This window comes from Agrobacterium leguminum, assembly GCF_015704895.1.
Taxonomy (GTDB): Bacteria; Pseudomonadota; Alphaproteobacteria; order Rhizobiales; family Rhizobiaceae; genus Agrobacterium; species Agrobacterium leguminum.
The window spans coordinates 411,137-426,249 of sequence record NZ_JADQWB010000002.1 but is presented as its reverse complement, the minus strand read 5'-3'; the positions used below and the strand labels follow the sequence as shown (position 1 = coordinate 426,249).

Annotated in this window: 17 protein-coding genes and 1 tRNA gene; 6 read left to right on the top strand and 12 right to left on the bottom strand. The window is 57.4% G+C overall.

From position 1 onward, the window contains the following. Positions 1-31 precede the first annotated feature (31 nt). Positions 32-742 (top strand): tetratricopeptide repeat protein, encoded by a 711-nt coding sequence (locus I3J13_RS05020; RefSeq protein WP_196378238.1) that lies wholly within the window; start codon positions 32-34, stop codon positions 740-742. Between the two features lie 77 nt (positions 743-819). Here the strand turns inward: I3J13_RS05020 and I3J13_RS05015 are convergent, their stop codons facing one another. The 9 genes from I3J13_RS05015 to I3J13_RS04975 form a co-directional block, all read right to left on the bottom strand. Then, entirely contained in the window at positions 820-1,806 is a 987-nt protein-coding gene (locus I3J13_RS05015; RefSeq protein WP_080852824.1) for a type II secretion system F family protein, read from the bottom strand. A gap of 9 nt (positions 1,807-1,815) precedes the next feature. After that, on the bottom strand, positions 1,816-2,820 hold the full coding sequence (locus tag I3J13_RS05010; RefSeq protein WP_142780020.1) for a type II secretion system F family protein: 1,005 nt from the start codon (positions 2,818-2,820) through the stop codon (positions 1,816-1,818). 15 nt (positions 2,821-2,835) lie between these two features. Continuing rightward, the gene (locus tag I3J13_RS05005) at positions 2,836-4,308 is read right to left on the bottom strand and encodes a TadA family conjugal transfer-associated ATPase (RefSeq protein WP_080852822.1); all 1,473 of its coding nucleotides are present in this window, start codon (positions 4,306-4,308) and stop codon (positions 2,836-2,838) included. Between the two features lie 33 nt (positions 4,309-4,341). Further along, the gene (locus tag I3J13_RS05000; protein ID WP_196378162.1) at positions 4,342-5,625 is read right to left on the bottom strand and encodes a CpaE/TadZ family protein; all 1,284 of its coding nucleotides are present in this window, start codon (positions 5,623-5,625) and stop codon (positions 4,342-4,344) included. A 34-nt stretch (positions 5,626-5,659) separates the two neighbouring features. Beyond that, positions 5,660-6,352, bottom strand: coding sequence for a CpaD family pilus assembly protein (locus I3J13_RS04995; protein WP_078051408.1), 693 nt, complete (start codon positions 6,350-6,352; stop codon positions 5,660-5,662). A 56-nt stretch (positions 6,353-6,408) separates the two neighbouring features. Next, the gene (locus I3J13_RS04990) at positions 6,409-7,980 is read right to left on the bottom strand and encodes a type II and III secretion system protein family protein (protein ID WP_416172038.1); all 1,572 of its coding nucleotides are present in this window, start codon (positions 7,978-7,980) and stop codon (positions 6,409-6,411) included. 11 nt (positions 7,981-7,991) lie between these two features. Beyond that, positions 7,992-8,798: a Flp pilus assembly protein CpaB gene (cpaB, locus tag I3J13_RS04985; protein WP_196378160.1), complete on the bottom strand. Its 807-nt coding sequence runs from the start codon at positions 8,796-8,798 to the stop codon at positions 7,992-7,994. 117 nt (positions 8,799-8,915) lie between these two features. Beyond that, positions 8,916-9,428, bottom strand: a complete 513-nt coding sequence (locus I3J13_RS04980; RefSeq protein ID WP_196378159.1) for an A24 family peptidase — start codon at positions 9,426-9,428, stop codon at positions 8,916-8,918. Between the two features lie 74 nt (positions 9,429-9,502). Continuing rightward, positions 9,503-9,685 (bottom strand): Flp family type IVb pilin, encoded by a 183-nt coding sequence (locus I3J13_RS04975; protein ID WP_196378158.1) that lies wholly within the window; start codon positions 9,683-9,685, stop codon positions 9,503-9,505. A gap of 414 nt (positions 9,686-10,099) precedes the next feature. On the opposite strand from I3J13_RS04975, the gene I3J13_RS04970 reads away from it, so the two are divergent. Continuing rightward, positions 10,100-10,510, top strand: coding sequence for a pilus assembly protein N-terminal domain-containing protein (locus tag I3J13_RS04970; protein ID WP_020812471.1), 411 nt, complete (start codon positions 10,100-10,102; stop codon positions 10,508-10,510). A gap of 186 nt (positions 10,511-10,696) precedes the next feature. Here the strand turns inward: I3J13_RS04970 and I3J13_RS04965 are convergent. Both I3J13_RS04965 and I3J13_RS04960 read right to left on the bottom strand, forming a co-directional pair. Beyond that, positions 10,697-10,783 (bottom strand) — tRNA-Leu (locus I3J13_RS04965). Positions 10,784-10,902: 119 nt separating this feature from the next. Then, entirely contained in the window at positions 10,903-11,208 is a 306-nt protein-coding gene (locus I3J13_RS04960) for an Rdx family protein (RefSeq protein ID WP_020808445.1), read from the bottom strand. 145 nt (positions 11,209-11,353) lie between these two features. Between I3J13_RS04960 and I3J13_RS04955 the strand changes: the two genes are divergently transcribed. The 4 genes from I3J13_RS04955 to I3J13_RS04940 all read left to right on the top strand — a co-directional run bounded on the left by I3J13_RS04955 (position 11,354) and on the right by I3J13_RS04940 (position 14,205). Further along, positions 11,354-11,803 (top strand): DoxX family protein, encoded by a 450-nt coding sequence (locus I3J13_RS04955; protein WP_003524478.1) that lies wholly within the window; start codon positions 11,354-11,356, stop codon positions 11,801-11,803. A gap of 138 nt (positions 11,804-11,941) precedes the next feature. Continuing rightward, entirely contained in the window at positions 11,942-12,667 is a 726-nt protein-coding gene (locus I3J13_RS04950) for a type 1 glutamine amidotransferase (protein ID WP_196378157.1), read from the top strand. A 58-nt stretch (positions 12,668-12,725) separates the two neighbouring features. After that, positions 12,726-12,914 carry a YegP family protein gene (locus I3J13_RS04945; RefSeq protein WP_003507411.1) on the top strand — a complete coding sequence of 63 codons (189 nt, stop codon included), beginning with the start codon at positions 12,726-12,728 and terminating at the stop codon, positions 12,912-12,914. Positions 12,915-13,092: 178 nt separating this feature from the next. Continuing rightward, positions 13,093-14,205 (top strand): glycoside hydrolase family 25 protein, encoded by a 1,113-nt coding sequence (locus I3J13_RS04940; RefSeq protein ID WP_196378156.1) that lies wholly within the window; start codon positions 13,093-13,095, stop codon positions 14,203-14,205. Positions 14,206-14,217: 12 nt separating this feature from the next. Here I3J13_RS04940 and I3J13_RS04935 read toward each other — a convergent pair whose 3' ends face one another. Then, entirely contained in the window at positions 14,218-15,093 is an 876-nt protein-coding gene (locus I3J13_RS04935) for a DMT family transporter (protein WP_059759143.1), read from the bottom strand. Positions 15,094-15,113: the final 20 nt, after the last annotated feature.

The window sequence follows — 15,113 nt, the reverse complement described above, 5'->3', positions numbered from 1 at the left end:
AGGATGCGCGGGCACCAACAAGCCTGATCGCATGTCCACCGGCTCCATTCCCGCCGCCACACGCTCCTATGATCACATGAACATGGAGCAGCTTCGGCAGGCGGAGGAAAGCGCCGGCAAAGCCTATGAACGCAGTCCCAAGGATAAATCGATCGGCATGAATTATGCCAGCGTGCTGATGATGACCGGCAAGAACACACAGGCTCTCGCCGTCATGCAGCAGATCGCCATCGCCAATCCGGCCGACCGCGATGTGCTTGCCGCCTATGGCAAATCGCAGGCCGCCGCCGGCCAGCTGGAGCAGGCGCTTTCGACCATCCAGCGGGCACAGACGCCGGACCGGCCCGACTGGCGGCTTTATTCCGCCGAGGGCGCCGTGCTCGATCAGCTTGGACGCTCGAACGAGGCGCGTTCCCGCTACAGGCAGGCGCTTGACCTGAAGCCGAACGATCCGAGCGTGTTGTCCAATCTCGGCATGTCCTATGTCCTGTCGAGCGATCCGCGCACTGCCGAAACATATCTGCAATCCGCCATCGCCCAGCCGGGCGCCGATAGCCGCGTTCGCCAGAACCTCGCGCTCGTGGTCGGTCTACAGGGCCGCTTTGCCGAAGCCGAGCGCATCGCGGTTCAGGAACTCTCGCCACAGCAGGCGCAGGCAAACCTCACCTATCTGCGTGCCATGCTTTCTCAGCAGAACTCCTGGCAGCAACTGGCGAAAAAGGACGGCAAGCCGGCTGGTTGATACGCTTTCGGTTGTACCGGCGCGATCCTGCAACGCTATGACTTCTGTTCCACTCGACCTGCCGGCGCGTGTCTTCGTCAGAACGTATCCATGACTCGAAGGCCGGCCGGCCCAAGAATGACGGCGATGAGTACCGGCAGAAAAAACAGGATCATCGGCACGGTCAGTTTCGGCGGCAGTGCAGCCGCCTTTTTCTCGGCTTCATTCATTCGCTCGTCCCGGCCTTCCTGCGCGAGAACACGCAGGGCCTGAGCGAGCGGGGTGCCGTACCGCTCCGCCTGGATAAGGGCCTGCACCACGCTTTTGACGCCTTCCAGCTGGGTGCGCATACCGAAATTCTCAAGGGCCATGCGCCTGTCCTGCAGGAAGGATAGTTCCGCTGTCGTCAGGATCATTTCTTCCGCCAGTTCAGGCGACTGTTCACCCATCTCTTCCGCCACGCGGCGCATGGCTGCTTCCATCGATACGCCGGATTCGATGCAGATCAGCATCAGGTCAAGTGCATCCGGCCATGCCCGCTTGATCGAGGCCTGCCGCTTGGTCATGCGGTTCGAAACATAGATATTGGGGGCGTAAAAGCCGACATAGCCGAAGAGAAGCACCGCCATCAGCCGAACGACAAAAGCCTGATCAGCCAGGTTTCCGAGAATGAAAACCCAGGTGAATGCCACGGCCAGGAAAATGAACGGCAAGACGAACCGGGCAGCAAGAAATGTATTGAGCGCATTCTGTGAACGGAAACCGGCGGCGCGCAGCTTGTTCATCGTGTTCTTGTCGGCAAGCGCTTCGCGAAGATTGAATTTTTCAACGATGCGCCGTGCGGATTTGTTGTTATTGCTGCGAAGGGAGGTTTTACCCTCTCTGGTCGCGGTTGCCAGACGCTCGCGCTCGCGGCTGCGAATGAGTTCCCGCTCTGACGATACGGCTTTCATGCGCTTGGCGAAGTCTTTCCGTTCGAAAAAAGGCATGATCAGCGTATAGAGGGTCGCGAAAACCGCCAGTGTGACGAGGATGGCGATAATCGTCTGCGGGTCTGTCAGACGAGAAAGCAGATTTGCTGTCATAGTCGCCCCTCAGATATCGAAATTGATCATTTGGCGCATGATGAAAATCCCGATGAGCATCCATAGTCCGGATGCGCCCAGAATGATGTGGCCCCGCACATCGGTGAAAAGCACCGAGAGATAGTCCGGCGACGTGAAGTGCACCAGCACCATAACAATAAAAGGCAATGCGCCGATAATGACGGCAGATGCTTTCGCTTCCATGGACAGGGCATTCACTTTGGCGCGCATTTTTCTTCGGTCGCGTAATACCCTTGAAAGGTTGGACAATGCCTCCGAAAGATTACCACCTGCCTGTGCCTGGATATTGATGACGGTGCTGAAGAAGCTGACTTCGAAAAGCGGCATGGTCAGCATCATGCGCTCGATACCCTGTGGGATTCCGATACCCACCTGCTGCGCATCGACAACCCGCTGAAACTCCGTTTTCACCGGTTCCTGGCCGTCCGAGGCGATCAGGCGTACCGCGTCGTTCAGCGGCAAACCCGACTTGATCGAGCGGCACATGACATCAAGCGCATTGGGGAACTCCTCGAGGAATTTTTTTTGCCGGCGCTTGAGGAGAAATGCCAATACCCAGCGTGGCAATCCCAAGGCCGCAACGGCTGCTATGAGGAGAGCGGTCAATAACGACAGACCATAGATAAGTGCAATAAAAGCGGCGCAAGCCGCCGCGCCGACGCTTAGAAGGTGGAATTGCCGAACGGAAATTGCCAGCCCAGCCTGTACGAGTTTGTCGCGCAGGCTCACATTTTTTGCTTTTTTCGCCTTTTCATTTTGTTTTTTTTCCATATCCCGCAGGCTGTCCTGCATGGATTTGCGGCGCTTGCTGAGTTCCTGGACCCGATCGCGTGCAGCTTTGATATTTACGTGATCCGTCTCTGCGGCCTGCACCCGCTTGAAACGGCTTGTGGTCTTTTTCTCGACCTCTATCTGCTGGAAAAGAAAGACGTAGGCGAGTGCTCCTGCCGAGATGGCGACAAGTACGGCCAGTAACACTATTGTCGGGTCCATGGCAGTCGCTTTCCCTTAGGATGTCTTTTCCATTTCATCGAGCGCGGCCGCCAGACGTTTCTCTTCGCCGTAATAGCGTGCACGATCCCAGAAATTGGGCTTGCTGATGCCGGTCGATACGTGCCTGCCGATCAGCTTGCCATTCGCATCTTCGCCTTCGATTTCGTATCGCATCAGATCCTGGGTGACGATGACATCGCCTTCCATGCCGATCACTTCCGTAATCTGCGTTATCCGGCGCGAGCCGTCACGCAGACGCGCCGCCTGAATGACGACATCGATCGATCCCGAAATGATTTCACGCACGGTCTTGGCCGGCAGGGTGAAGCCGCCCATGGCGATCATCGATTCGATACGGCTGAGGCATTCGCGTGGCGTATTGGCGTGAAGTGTTCCCATCGAACCGTCGTGACCGGTGTTCATGGCCTGGAGAAGGTCGAAAACTTCCGGTCCGCGCACTTCGCCGACGATGATGCGTTCGGGCCGCATGCGAAGGCAGTTCTTGACCAGATCGCGCATGGTGATCTCGCCTTCCCCTTCGATATTGGGCGGACGTGTTTCGAGCCTCACCACATGCGGCTGCTGCAGCTGAAGTTCGGCGGTGTCTTCGCAGGTGATAACGCGTTCATCCCTGTCGATGAAGCTCGTCAGGCAGTTGAGAAGCGTCGTCTTACCCGAGCCGGTGCCGCCCGAGATGACGACATTGCAGCGGACGCGACCGATAATCTTGAGCAATGTTGCGCCTTCCGGCGTGATCGCTCCGAAACGTACGAGCTGGTCGAGTGTCAGCTTGTCCTTCTTGAATTTTCGGATCGTCAGCGCCGGGCCGTCGATGGCAAGCGGCGGAGCGATGACGTTGACGCGCGATCCGTCCGGCAGGCGCGCGTCGCATATCGGGCTCGACTCATCCACGCGTCGGCCGACCTGGCTGACGATGCGCTGGCAGATGGAAAGCAACTGCGCATTGTCACGAAAGCGGATATCGGATTCGATGGTTTTACCGCCGACTTCGATGAAGGTCTGGCCGGAACCGTTGACCATGATATCGGCAATGTCGTCGCGTGCGAGAAGCGGCTCCAGCGGCCCGTAACCAAGAACGTCGTTGCAGATATCTTCGAGCAGCTCTTCCTGCTCGGCAATCGACATGGCGAAGTTCTTGATCGTGATAATGTCGTTGACGATATCGCGAATTTCCTCGCGCGCGCTCTCCGCGTCGAGTTTGGCGAGCTGCGAAAGGTCGATCGTATCGATAAGCGCGGAAAATACCTGGCTCTTGGTATTGTAGTAATCTTCCGTGCGGGCGCGTTTTCTCTGCGCGGGCGGTGCGCTCGTTGCCGCCTGGCGCACCACTGGTGATTGGCCGGGTTCAAGAGTGTCAATTGCAGCAGAACGAGGCTCAGGCGCTGTCATCACCTGCGTGGACACAGGTGCAGCATGATCCGGCTTCGTGCTTCTGGCTGGGCCTTCAGGCCCGCGTTTTCCGAACATCGGCGTTTCCGTCTAAGGACGCAGGCAGAAGACCTACTTGCGCTTGAGAATATTCTTCAGTTTTTCCAGACCGCCACGCCTGCTTTTGCGCAGCACGGAGCGGCCTGTGATGGTATGGGCGATTTGCGAAAAGGTTTCCGCCGTCTGGGATTTTTCATCCATCTCGCTGATCATACGGCCGCTATTGGCGGCATTTCCGAACAATTGTGCGTCGAACGGAATGATCGCGATCGGCTCGATTTCCAGCGGCTCAAGGAAATCCGCCGGCGCGATTTCCGGACGCTTGGGCATGCCGACCTGATTGAGAACGAGATGCGGCAATTTATCGTTGGGTCTCAGCTTGATCAGTGCGTCGAAGAGGTTCTTCGTATTGCGCAGATTTGCCAGATCGGGAACCGCCGTTATGACCACCTCATCGGCTTCCGAAAGGACTGCCCGCGTCCAGTCGCACCATTGGTGGGGAAGATCGAGAACCGCAACCGGGGCACTGCGCTGTAGAACCTCGAGGATCGGCAGAAAAGCCTGACGATCGAGATCGTAGGTTCTGTCGAGAAGAGACGGTGCCGCCAGCAGCGACAGATGATCGGAACATTTCGTCAAAAGACGGTCGAGAAATACCTCGTCCAGCCGCTCCGGCGAAAAGACCGCTTCAGCCATGCCCTGGGCAGGGTCCTGATCGAAATCGATATTCGCCGTCCCATAGGCAAGGTCCATATCCGCCAGAATGGTTTCTGTGGAGAAGAGACTTGAAATGCCGAAGGCGCAATTATGCGCGATGGTCGATGAACCTACGCCGCCCTTGGCGCCAATGAAGGCGATGTTGCGACCCAGCGGCTCCGCCTCCGGATCGACGAAGATCGCAGCGATCGAAGCCAGAAGATCGGCCATATTGACCGGGGCGACGAGATATTCGGAAATGCCGTTGCGGATGAGATCGCGGTAAAGCGTTATGTCGTTGTGTCGGCCGACGATGATGACACGGGTGGAGGGATCGCAAACTTCCGCCAGGGGTGTGAGATCGTCCAGCAGCGAGGCGGTTGAGCTTGCCGTTTCAAGAATGATGAGATTGGGCGTGGGCGACGTGGAAAACATCGTGGCTGCCGCATTGATATCGCCCTTCGTCACCCGCAGGGTAACCTTGCTCATGCGCCGGTCGCTGGACAATGCGTCCATGACGCCTTGCATGTTGTCGCTGACGCAGAAAGCGTGAACGGAAATACGGGGCAGGGGGCGCAGGCGATCCATATCCGAAGCGCGCACCGACGGTTCGGCTTCTGCGCCGCCGCTAGGCTTGATATCGTATTCTACAGCGCTCATCGTCTTTCCTGCCGTGACAAATGTTGGGTCTGCATCAATCTGTTGCCGCGGTCGAAGTCTTGCCGCGATAGGTGTCGATGACGACCGCGCGGCGCTCGGCATCGATCGGGCTCATGCCGCGCGGGCCGACCAGATCCATGGGATTGGCAATCTGCGCCGCGAGATTGCTTTGGGAAGCGCACCCGAAATTGTACCAGTTCTTGTTGGCGAAGGTATTGTCTGAAAGATCCTCTGGCCATTGCCCGCACTGGCCGGTCATGGCGGTAACGGCGACATAGCTCAGACGGATGGGAGAGGCGTCGCCATTCGGGGAAGCGGCATAACGCGTCTCCATGATCTTGCCCGGCGCCACACCCGCACCGGAAAGCGTCGAGCGGATCTGTTTCGCCATTCGTGATGCCGCCGCCGAATTGGCCGATCCTGACGGGGTCTGAATATTGATGATCCCGGTCGACATTGACGCATAATTCTGGGCAAAACCGCGGACATTATCCGCCATCGCTGTGGTCAGCCGGCTGTCGCTGGCCGAGACCGGAATATCCAGCGAATGCTCCGCTTCCGACAGGGTAATCGGGTGGCGTGTGCGATAATCGTCAGGAATGGCGTTGGTGGTCATCGGGTCGCGCGCGCAGCCCTGCAAAAGGCCAGCGGCAAGCGCGGCAACGACGACGAGGCCGGTCCGTCTTCCGGAAAGGTAGGGGGAAAAGGAGGAATAGGGTTCCTTCATGACGTTTCCTGCCCTGACCGGGCTTGCTGTGAAGAGGGGATTTTGTGTGCGTGTCGTCATTTGTAGATGAACCCCACTGACCCCTGATAGGGCGCCGCCTGAACCTGATCCTTGCGGCCATAGACCTTGTTGACGCGGTTCATGAAATACATGGCGGCGTCGTTTTCCGGATTGAAGTTATCGTCTGGCCGGGCGATCTGATTGCGGGCAACGGGCCGCACCAGATAGGGCGTGGCGATGATGACCAGTTCCGTTTCGTTGCGCAGGAAGTCCTTGCTGCGGAAAAGCGTGCCGAAAATCGGAATTTTCGAGATGCCCGGCAGCCCGGACATAGCTTGCCGAACGTTGTCCTGAACAAGGCCCGCGATCACGATCGATCCTCCCGAGGGAAGTTCGACCGTCGTGGAGGTCTCGCGCTTGCGCACGGACATATAGGTCGAGCCTGGAATGCCCCGCCCGTAATTACCGGTGACGACATTTCCTTCATAGGTAGGTTCGGACACGTTGGTCTCGATCTTGAGACTTATTCTGCCCGGTGAAAGCACCACCGGCTTGAAGTTCAAGGTGATGCCGTAATCTACCGTCTCTGTCTCGCGTATGACTTTGCTCGGCTGTTTCGTCTCGCTATCAATCTCGATTTCTTGTGTAGCGGCAAGTCGGAAGTCACCGCCCACGTAAAATTTGGCCTGCTCGCCGGAAATGGCTGTCAGGCTCGGCTCTGCCAGGGTGCGCATCACGCCGGCCTGCTCCATGGCGTTGAGGTAGGAAGCGAACCTGAGGGAGCCAGAACCAATCGCACCACTGGCGATCCGGGACGCTCCATCGATCGCGTTGCCGAGATTGGACGGATTTGCGAATTCGAAACCATTGCCGCTCGTTGTACTGCCGATCGACCCGTTGAAGCCGAGTTGCTTCAGAACCTGTCTGCTGACTTCGGCAACGGTGACCTTCAGCGTCACCTGATCTTCACCTTCGATCGTCAGCATGTTGACGATTTGCGATACCTGTCGGCGCTCGGCAAAAATCGCCGCATCGCCGCCATTGTCGCCGCCCGTCAGCGATATATTGCGGGTGGTGGCCTCGCCGCCTTTTAGAAAGGCGTCGGCAAGTTGAACGGCGCGGGCGGAGTCCTGCGGTGTACGCACGGATCCCGTAAGGACGATGTTGTCCGAGACGATTTCTACCTTGATATCCGACTCCGGAATGAAACGGCGGATATTGGCCTCGAGCCCGGAGATGTCGCGCTCGACCTCCAGGTCGAGGCTGACGATTTCCCGGCCATTTTCACCAAAGATGAAGATGTTGGTCTGTCCCACCGTTTTACCGAAGAGATAGATGCGTCTTGATGTGCGGGTCACGGCATCGGCAAGACTTGGATCGGCAACAAGAATGTCGTGGGCATCCTCTGGCAGGTCGATAACCAGCGCCTTGTTCAAGCCCAGGTTCAGGCGCTTGCGAGTGCCAGCGCCGCTTTCGGTAATCCGCACGACGCTCGCGCTTTGCGCCTCTGCTTCGCTGACGCGCAGAAACCCGGGGGAATGCTGGCCGGGAACACCTGAAAAGGTCAGGCAGAATGCGAGCCCACCCGCCATCGATGAACGCAGGCGTTGTTTTAGACGGTTTGTCATGAGCTCCCCGGTCATTGTGATGCTCCTTGACCGCTTTTCACGATCGAGCCGGATTTGATCACCTGAATTTCCGGTTGTCCGGAACCTCCATTGAGAAGATATCCGGCCGAAAGCGTGTCGTTTTCCTGTGCATCGGCGACGGAGCGCAAGGCGAGTGTGAGACGATCCGCCATCTGTTGCGCCACGGTGATGATCTTTGCCTGCTCCGGGGTCAGTTCGAGTGTAGCGGTTGCGCCGACCACCGCCGACGTTCCGTCCTCGCCTTCCTTGATCTGCTGATCGATCGCCAGGACACGAACATTGTTCAAAACATTTTCGGTCAGAAAGTTGTTGTTATCGCCCTTGCGGACCATGATCACATCGACCCGGTCGTTCGGCAGTACGAAACCGCCTGCGCCTGTCGAGACGGAAATCTCGGTGGCGACGGCGCGTTTTCCGGCCGGCAAAAGGGAGGACATGATGCGCGTGCTGGAATCGACCACTTTTTCCGGCCGGATCGGCTCACCTTCGAAGAGAGGTAGCCGCACGACCGCGCCGGTGAGTTCGGTGATGGCGTCGGGCCTTTTCGCTTCCGTTATGAAACTGTCGACCACATTGCCCTGTGGCCAGGGTGTCCAGCGCACGGAGTTGTCGTTCAGGCGGCTGCCGACGGGCAGGTTGACCGACGAAACGAGAACGTTGACCGTCGGCTCCTTCTGGATGATCGTTTCTGCTTTTTCGATGACCTGCTTCGCGCCGGAAATTTGCATGGCGACAACACCGGCAAGACCGGCGGCCACCAGAGCAACGGACAGAATGACGATACGCGACGGTTTCATGCTCGATCCTTGAGGGAATCAGATTCTTCTCCCGTCAGGATGGCGCGCGATTGGTATAATTATGGTTAATATTATGCTTGGATTTGTAGTTAACCGATGCTTAACGCTCAAGGTTACTCAAGAAAGGCTCGCAATGGCTGCCTTGACAAGTGGTGTTTCCCCATAGGTTAGAAGACCAGCTATCGCTATGCCGATACCGTAAGGGATTTTTTTTGCCACAAGCAGGGAATCGGGTACCGGAATTCCGGCCGCCATGATTTCTCTTGAGCGTGTCCGCAAAAGAAGGATGCCGATCGTCAAAGCACCACCGATAAAGGTCACTGCGAGCAGGAATTCGATGACGGAGATATTGAAGCCATACCAGACTGCTGCGGCGGTCAAGAGCTTCGCATCTCCCCCGCCCATGACATTGGCGGCAAAGAGCGCAAAACAGGCGGCAAAAACTGCGGTACCAGCGGCAAAACTAAGGGCAAAAGTTTGCCAGTCCATGCCTGAAACGGGCGCGACGATTATAAAGGAAAATAACAGGATGAGCGGTATCCTGTTGGGAATCGTCATGGTGAAGAGGTCGTTCAGCGCGGCGAAGCTGAGGCATAATGGAAGTATAAGGAATATCGCCGCAACTGTCATGATTTTTAAATCTACCTATGGTTACGGATTGTGTTGCGCCGACGGCAGCCAGCGCAACACAATGAAATCCAGTTTCAACCTGGGTTTTTCGCAACGTTCATGTAGCTGCCCAGGTTCGTGAACTGGGTGCTGAGGCTGGTGCCCAGGGTCTTGGCGCCGCCGATAATGGCAACAGAGATAAGGGCAGCGATCAGGCCGTATTCGATAGCGGTCGCACCGGATTCATCCTTGAGGAAACGAGCGAAAATCTTGGTCATAGGGTCTCTCCTAACTTGTGTTGGTTCAGCACGCCGACAACTGTTCTCCGTTGTTCGGTTGGGTTCAAACTACAGCGGAGCGATTTCCAAGCGCTTAAAAAAAACGATTAACTCAAAGTAAACGGCAGGATGAGTTTCTCTTGGTAAATAAAAACAAAAAGTATTGTCTGCATTTTTATATTTGCTGATAAACAAATATATTCAGGCGCTGACCATTTCTCTCTTTCGGCAAAGTTTCCTTTGAAAGAGGTGTAGCTGTTCAGTTTTGACGCGGGGCGGAGAGGCGTGAAAATATCAATACATTACGAATGGTTACCATCCTCGTTGCTGATTTCCGCCATTTAACGCTTCATTCACTAAAACCGCGCATTCTGTGGAACAATAAAGTGCGGGTAGTGAGCAAGGGCCAAACGCGTGTCATCCGGAAAACTGGCGAAAATTGTGGTCGGCTTGTCCGTCTTTCTATCGGGTTCGCTGCAGCCCGCTTTTGCTGAAGATGACATATTGCGCGTTTCGATGAATCACGCCCGTGTCCTTCGTCTCGACCGCGCCGTCAGCAAGGTTATCGTCGGCAACTCCAAAGTCGCCGATGCCACGGTTGCCGATGCCACCACAATTGTTCTGACGGGTCGCAGTTTCGGCACGACCAATCTCGTGCTTCTGGATGCCGATGGCAATCCAATCGTGGATGAACGCATTCTCGTCTCCATCGACGAGGGCAATACGGTGCGTGTTTTCCGGCAGACGGAGCGGACAGTTCTGTCCTGTACGCCGAATTGCGAACAGCATTCGCAAAATAGTGGCGATAAAGACGCTCAGCCATAACAGACAAGGTCGATCATATTTCAGACAGGACAACAGGCCTCCCGACAAAAACGGAAGCGGCCTGTTCGTAGCTTTTCTGTAAGTGGAAAAGGCGAAAAAGCAACACGCTCCCCGGCGTTTACCGGTCGGCTATATGTTGCTGTTTTTTCGGCTAAGTTCTTGATCTGGCTAAGATCAAAAATGGAATGGTGCCCAGAAGAGGACTCGAACCTCCACACCCTTGCGAGTACCAGCACCTGAAGCTGGCGCGTCTACCAATTCCGCCATCTGGGCGACGGAGAGCGATGTACGAGGGCAGCCGCCCGGTGTCAACAGACTTTTTGAACTTTTATGACGATCATTGATTTTAAAGGGAAAAAACTTGGTTGGGGCTGTTGAAACATGTCGCCGGGTCAGGTGTCGAGCCCTTCATGCTTCGTTCTGTCCACATGGCCGAGGTCGCGCTGCGGGTCGATGATGTCACGGATTCTCTGTTTGAGTTCTTTTGGGCCGGGAAAACCGCCATCGCGTTTGCGTTCCCATATGGTCGTGCCGTCCACGGTGATCTCGAACAGGCCGCCGGTTGAGGGAACGAGGCTGACTTCGCCGACATCGGAAGCGAAGGTCTGCAGGATTTCCTGCGCCATCCAGCCTGCCCGAAGCAGCCAGTTGCATTGCGTGCAATAGCGGATGGTTATGCGGGGTTTGGTCTCGGTCATCCTCAGGTCTCCTTCATCGCCCGGTGGCAATAATGTTCACGATAATGTCAACCATAATACTCATGTTTTTACCTGGCGTACGCTTGTTCTTATCATGCGGCTTTGCGAACAGAGAAGCTGTCGAAGGCTGAAACGTGGAGATCCTATGGCCCAGTTCGAGAATAATCGTCAGCGTCTTTTCGTTCCGGCGGTCGCACCGCTTTATAATGCGACACACGATCTGGTGGAGACGATCCTGCGCGTTACTGCCGGGCTTCTCCTCGTCACCCATGGTTTCGGCAAGATCGTCAATCCTTTCGGCGCAGTCGGCATGGTGGAGAGCCTCGGTTTTTATCCCGGCGTCTTCTGGTCGCCGCTGCTTGCCGCCACGGAATTTTTCGGCGGCATTCTGGTCGCCATCGGCCTGTTCACACGGCCGGCATCCTTCGCGGCGATGATCGTTCTTTTGGTAACGGTTTATTTTCACGGCATCGTAAAGGCGGAAGGTCTGGGCGGCGCGGAAAAATCGATTCTGTGGGCTGCGATTTTCCTGTTCTTCGCGGTTCGCGGCGGCAACCGGCATTCCGCAGACGCCAAGCTGGCGCGTGAATTCTAAGGCGCATCAGGTCAGGTCATCCGCCTGTTGTCGCACTGACGACGCCGCGGCTCTTGAAAATCGATTTTTCTCGTGGTGAAGCTGGATTCGATCGGCATTCTTAGCCGATTGAATCCATTGTCGTCTCCACGAGGTCCTATGCGCGTCGCAATCATAGAAAACATGGCGGGTACGCCGCACGGGCAGCTCGGCGTAGCGCTGGAAGAAGCGGCGGCGGAAATCCATGTCATCCGCGCCTATGCGGGTGAGCCTCTCCCAAGGGATGCCGCCGACCATGATGCGCTCGTCGTTCTGGGCGGCGAACAGAACGCGCTTGACGATGCGCTTTATCCCTATCTTGCCGATCTCGCCCTTCTCATGAAAGCCTTTGGCGATGCTGGTAAAGCGGTCATGGGTGTGTGCCTCGGCAGCCAGTTGCTGGCGCGCGCCTATGGGGGAGAGAATATTCTCTCGGGGCCGCCGGAATTCGGCTGGCAGGATGTATCCCTGACGGAAGAGGGCGTGTCCGATCCGCTATTGGCCGGGCTGGAAAAGACATTCCCGATTTTTCAGTGGCATTGCGATACATTTACGCTTCCGCCGGACGCCACGCGGCTTGCGACCAATGGCGCGACACGAAATCAGGCCTTTCGCATCGGCCGTGCGGTCTATGGCACGCAATTCCATTTTGAGGCCTCGACCGCCGTGGTTGACGGCTGGTGTCAGGCGTTTCCTGCTTCCGTCGAAAGAATGTCGCCGGGCTGGCTGGAGAATTATTGTGACCACCGTGGCTTGCGCGCAGAAATGGCCGATGCAGCCGGGCTGGAGATCGCTCGAGCCTGGGTACGGCTCATCCAGATCGGCGATTTTCCGTTGCGAAAGTGATCGAGGCCGAACAGAGTTGCGGCTGATGGACTACCGCGCGAAAGGAGGCGCAAAGATCATGTACAAATTCGAAATCTATCAGGACAAGGCCGGTGAATACCGTTTCCGCTTCAAGGCATCCAACGGGGAAACAATGTTCTCGTCGGAAGGATACCAGGCGAAGGCTTCGGCCATCCATGCGATCGAATCGATCAAGAGAAACTCCCCCGGCGCCGACACTGTCGATCTGACCGCCATGACGGCCTGAGCCGCGCCGCCGCGCGAGAACTCGAACCGTTTCGCCTGCCAGAAATGACGGGCGCATCGGCGGGTGCCGACGTAAAGATAAGATTCAGTCTTTTTTGATAATCTTCCGTTAGCATTTGTATTTCGAGGTCTCCGGGCGGCATCAGAGTGCCCCCGATTTGTTTTGCGTACGGGTTCTCATGCGTTCATCGGCTGTGCCAGCACTTTTCTTCGGTTGCTTCCTGCTTGGAGGCTGCACGTCCAGTTCCGGGCCGGAAAGCCTGATGGCCGGCTTGCCCTCGAAGGAAACGACGAGTTCGGTCACGCCATCCGCACCGCTGCCGCAGGCAGGCGTCGGTACCCAGGCCATCGCCGCTCAGCCACGGCAGGAAGTTCTGGCATGGGGCGGGCCGGTGCCTGACGAACCCAAGGCCTTTTCCGCTGTCACCCCCAGGGCGTCGTTAACGCAGAATGCACCTGAAATCCGGTTGCCGGTTCCGTCACAGGCGGCCGGAATGGTGCGGCCGGCGGAGCGCCCCACGATCAACCAGATGGAGCGTCCGGTACAGTTGGCTATGGCTGCGGCCCCGGCGGCGAGCGCCGGTGCGCAGATCCGCTCGCGCATTTTCCGCTCCAGCTTCAGCGATGCGAAGCCGATCAATTTCGGCAGGGTCCAGCCGCGTCATTTTCAGGTCCACGGGGTGGATGTATCCCGCTGGCAGGCCAATATAAACTGGCCGCAGCTGCGCACGCGCGGCGCCAATTTCGCCTTCATCAAGGCGACGGATGGCGGCGATCATCTCGATCCGATGTTCCGCACCAACTGGCAGCGCGCGAAGGAAGCGGGCATTCGCCGCGGTGCTTACCACTTCTTCTATTGGTGCCGCAACGCCAGCGAACAGGCGGACTGGTTCATTCGCAATGTACCGCGCGACCCGGACGCGCTGCCGCCGGTTATCGACGTGGAATATAACGGCGAATCGAGCTGCAAGATGCGCCATTCCCGCGAACGCGTTCTGGAAAAGATGCGCGTCTTCATGGACAAGCTCGAGCGCCATTATGGCCAGCGGCCGATCATTTATACGGCGCCCGATTTTTACAAGGACAACCTCCAGGGCGAATTCCAGGATTATCCCTTCTGGTTGCGCGCCGTCGCCCAGCATCCGTCAGTGGTTTATCCCGGCCGCAAGTGGCTTTTCTGGCAATATTCCGGTTCCGGCCTGTCACATGGTGTCGATGGCCGCATCGATCTCAATGTCTTCAACGGCAGTGAGGATGCATGGCATCGCTGGGTGGACCGCCGTTCGAGCTGACGATGGCAATCATCAGCGCGCGAATTTTCGCGCGCCTGCAACGCAGAGCACCACCACAAGCGTAACGGCGATCATGGCCGGGCTCACCTCCTCATGCAACAGGGTCGCGGCAAGTGCCAGCCCGAAGAAGGGCTGAAGCAATTGCAGCTGGCCGACGGCCGCGATGCCGCCAAGCGCCAGCCCGCGATACCAGAAGATGAAGCCGATCAGCATGCTGAACAGGGAAACATAGGCAAGGCCGGCCCAGGCCTGCGGGTCGATGCCGGCAAGCGTTTCCGGCCCGGTGAAGAAAGCAAGCGGCAGCATTACCGGCAGGGAAAGAACCAGCGCCCAGGAAATGACCTGCCAGCCGCCTAGCTTGCGGGAAAGGGCAGCACCCTCCGCATAGCCGAGCCCGCAAACGATGATTGCACCGAGCATCAGAAGATCGCCGGCAAGCGAGGCCTCGATCCCGGCGGCAAACGAATTCGACAGGGAAAACCCCGCAACAAGCGCGCTTCCAAGACAGGAAAAGAACCAGAACACCGGGCGTGGGCGTTCTCCGCCGCGCAGCACGGCGAAAATTGCTGTTGCGAGCGGCAAGAGCCCCACGAAAACGATGGAATGCGCTGAGGTGACATGCCGCAGCGCCAGCGCGGTCAATAGCGGGAAGCCCACCACGACACCGAGCGAGACGATGAAAAGCGATGTCAGATCATCGCGCGCCGGGCGCCTTTGCCTGAACAGAAACAGCAGTGCCAGCGCCAGCAGGCCGGCAATGCTGGCGCGGGCGACGGTCAGGAACACCGGATCGAAACCCGTTACCGCAATGCGTGTCGCGGGCAGCGAACCGCTGAATATCACCACGCCTGTCAGGCCGCTCAGCCAGCCGCTCGTCGTCTTGTCCATTGTCAACTCCTGCGTTTTGC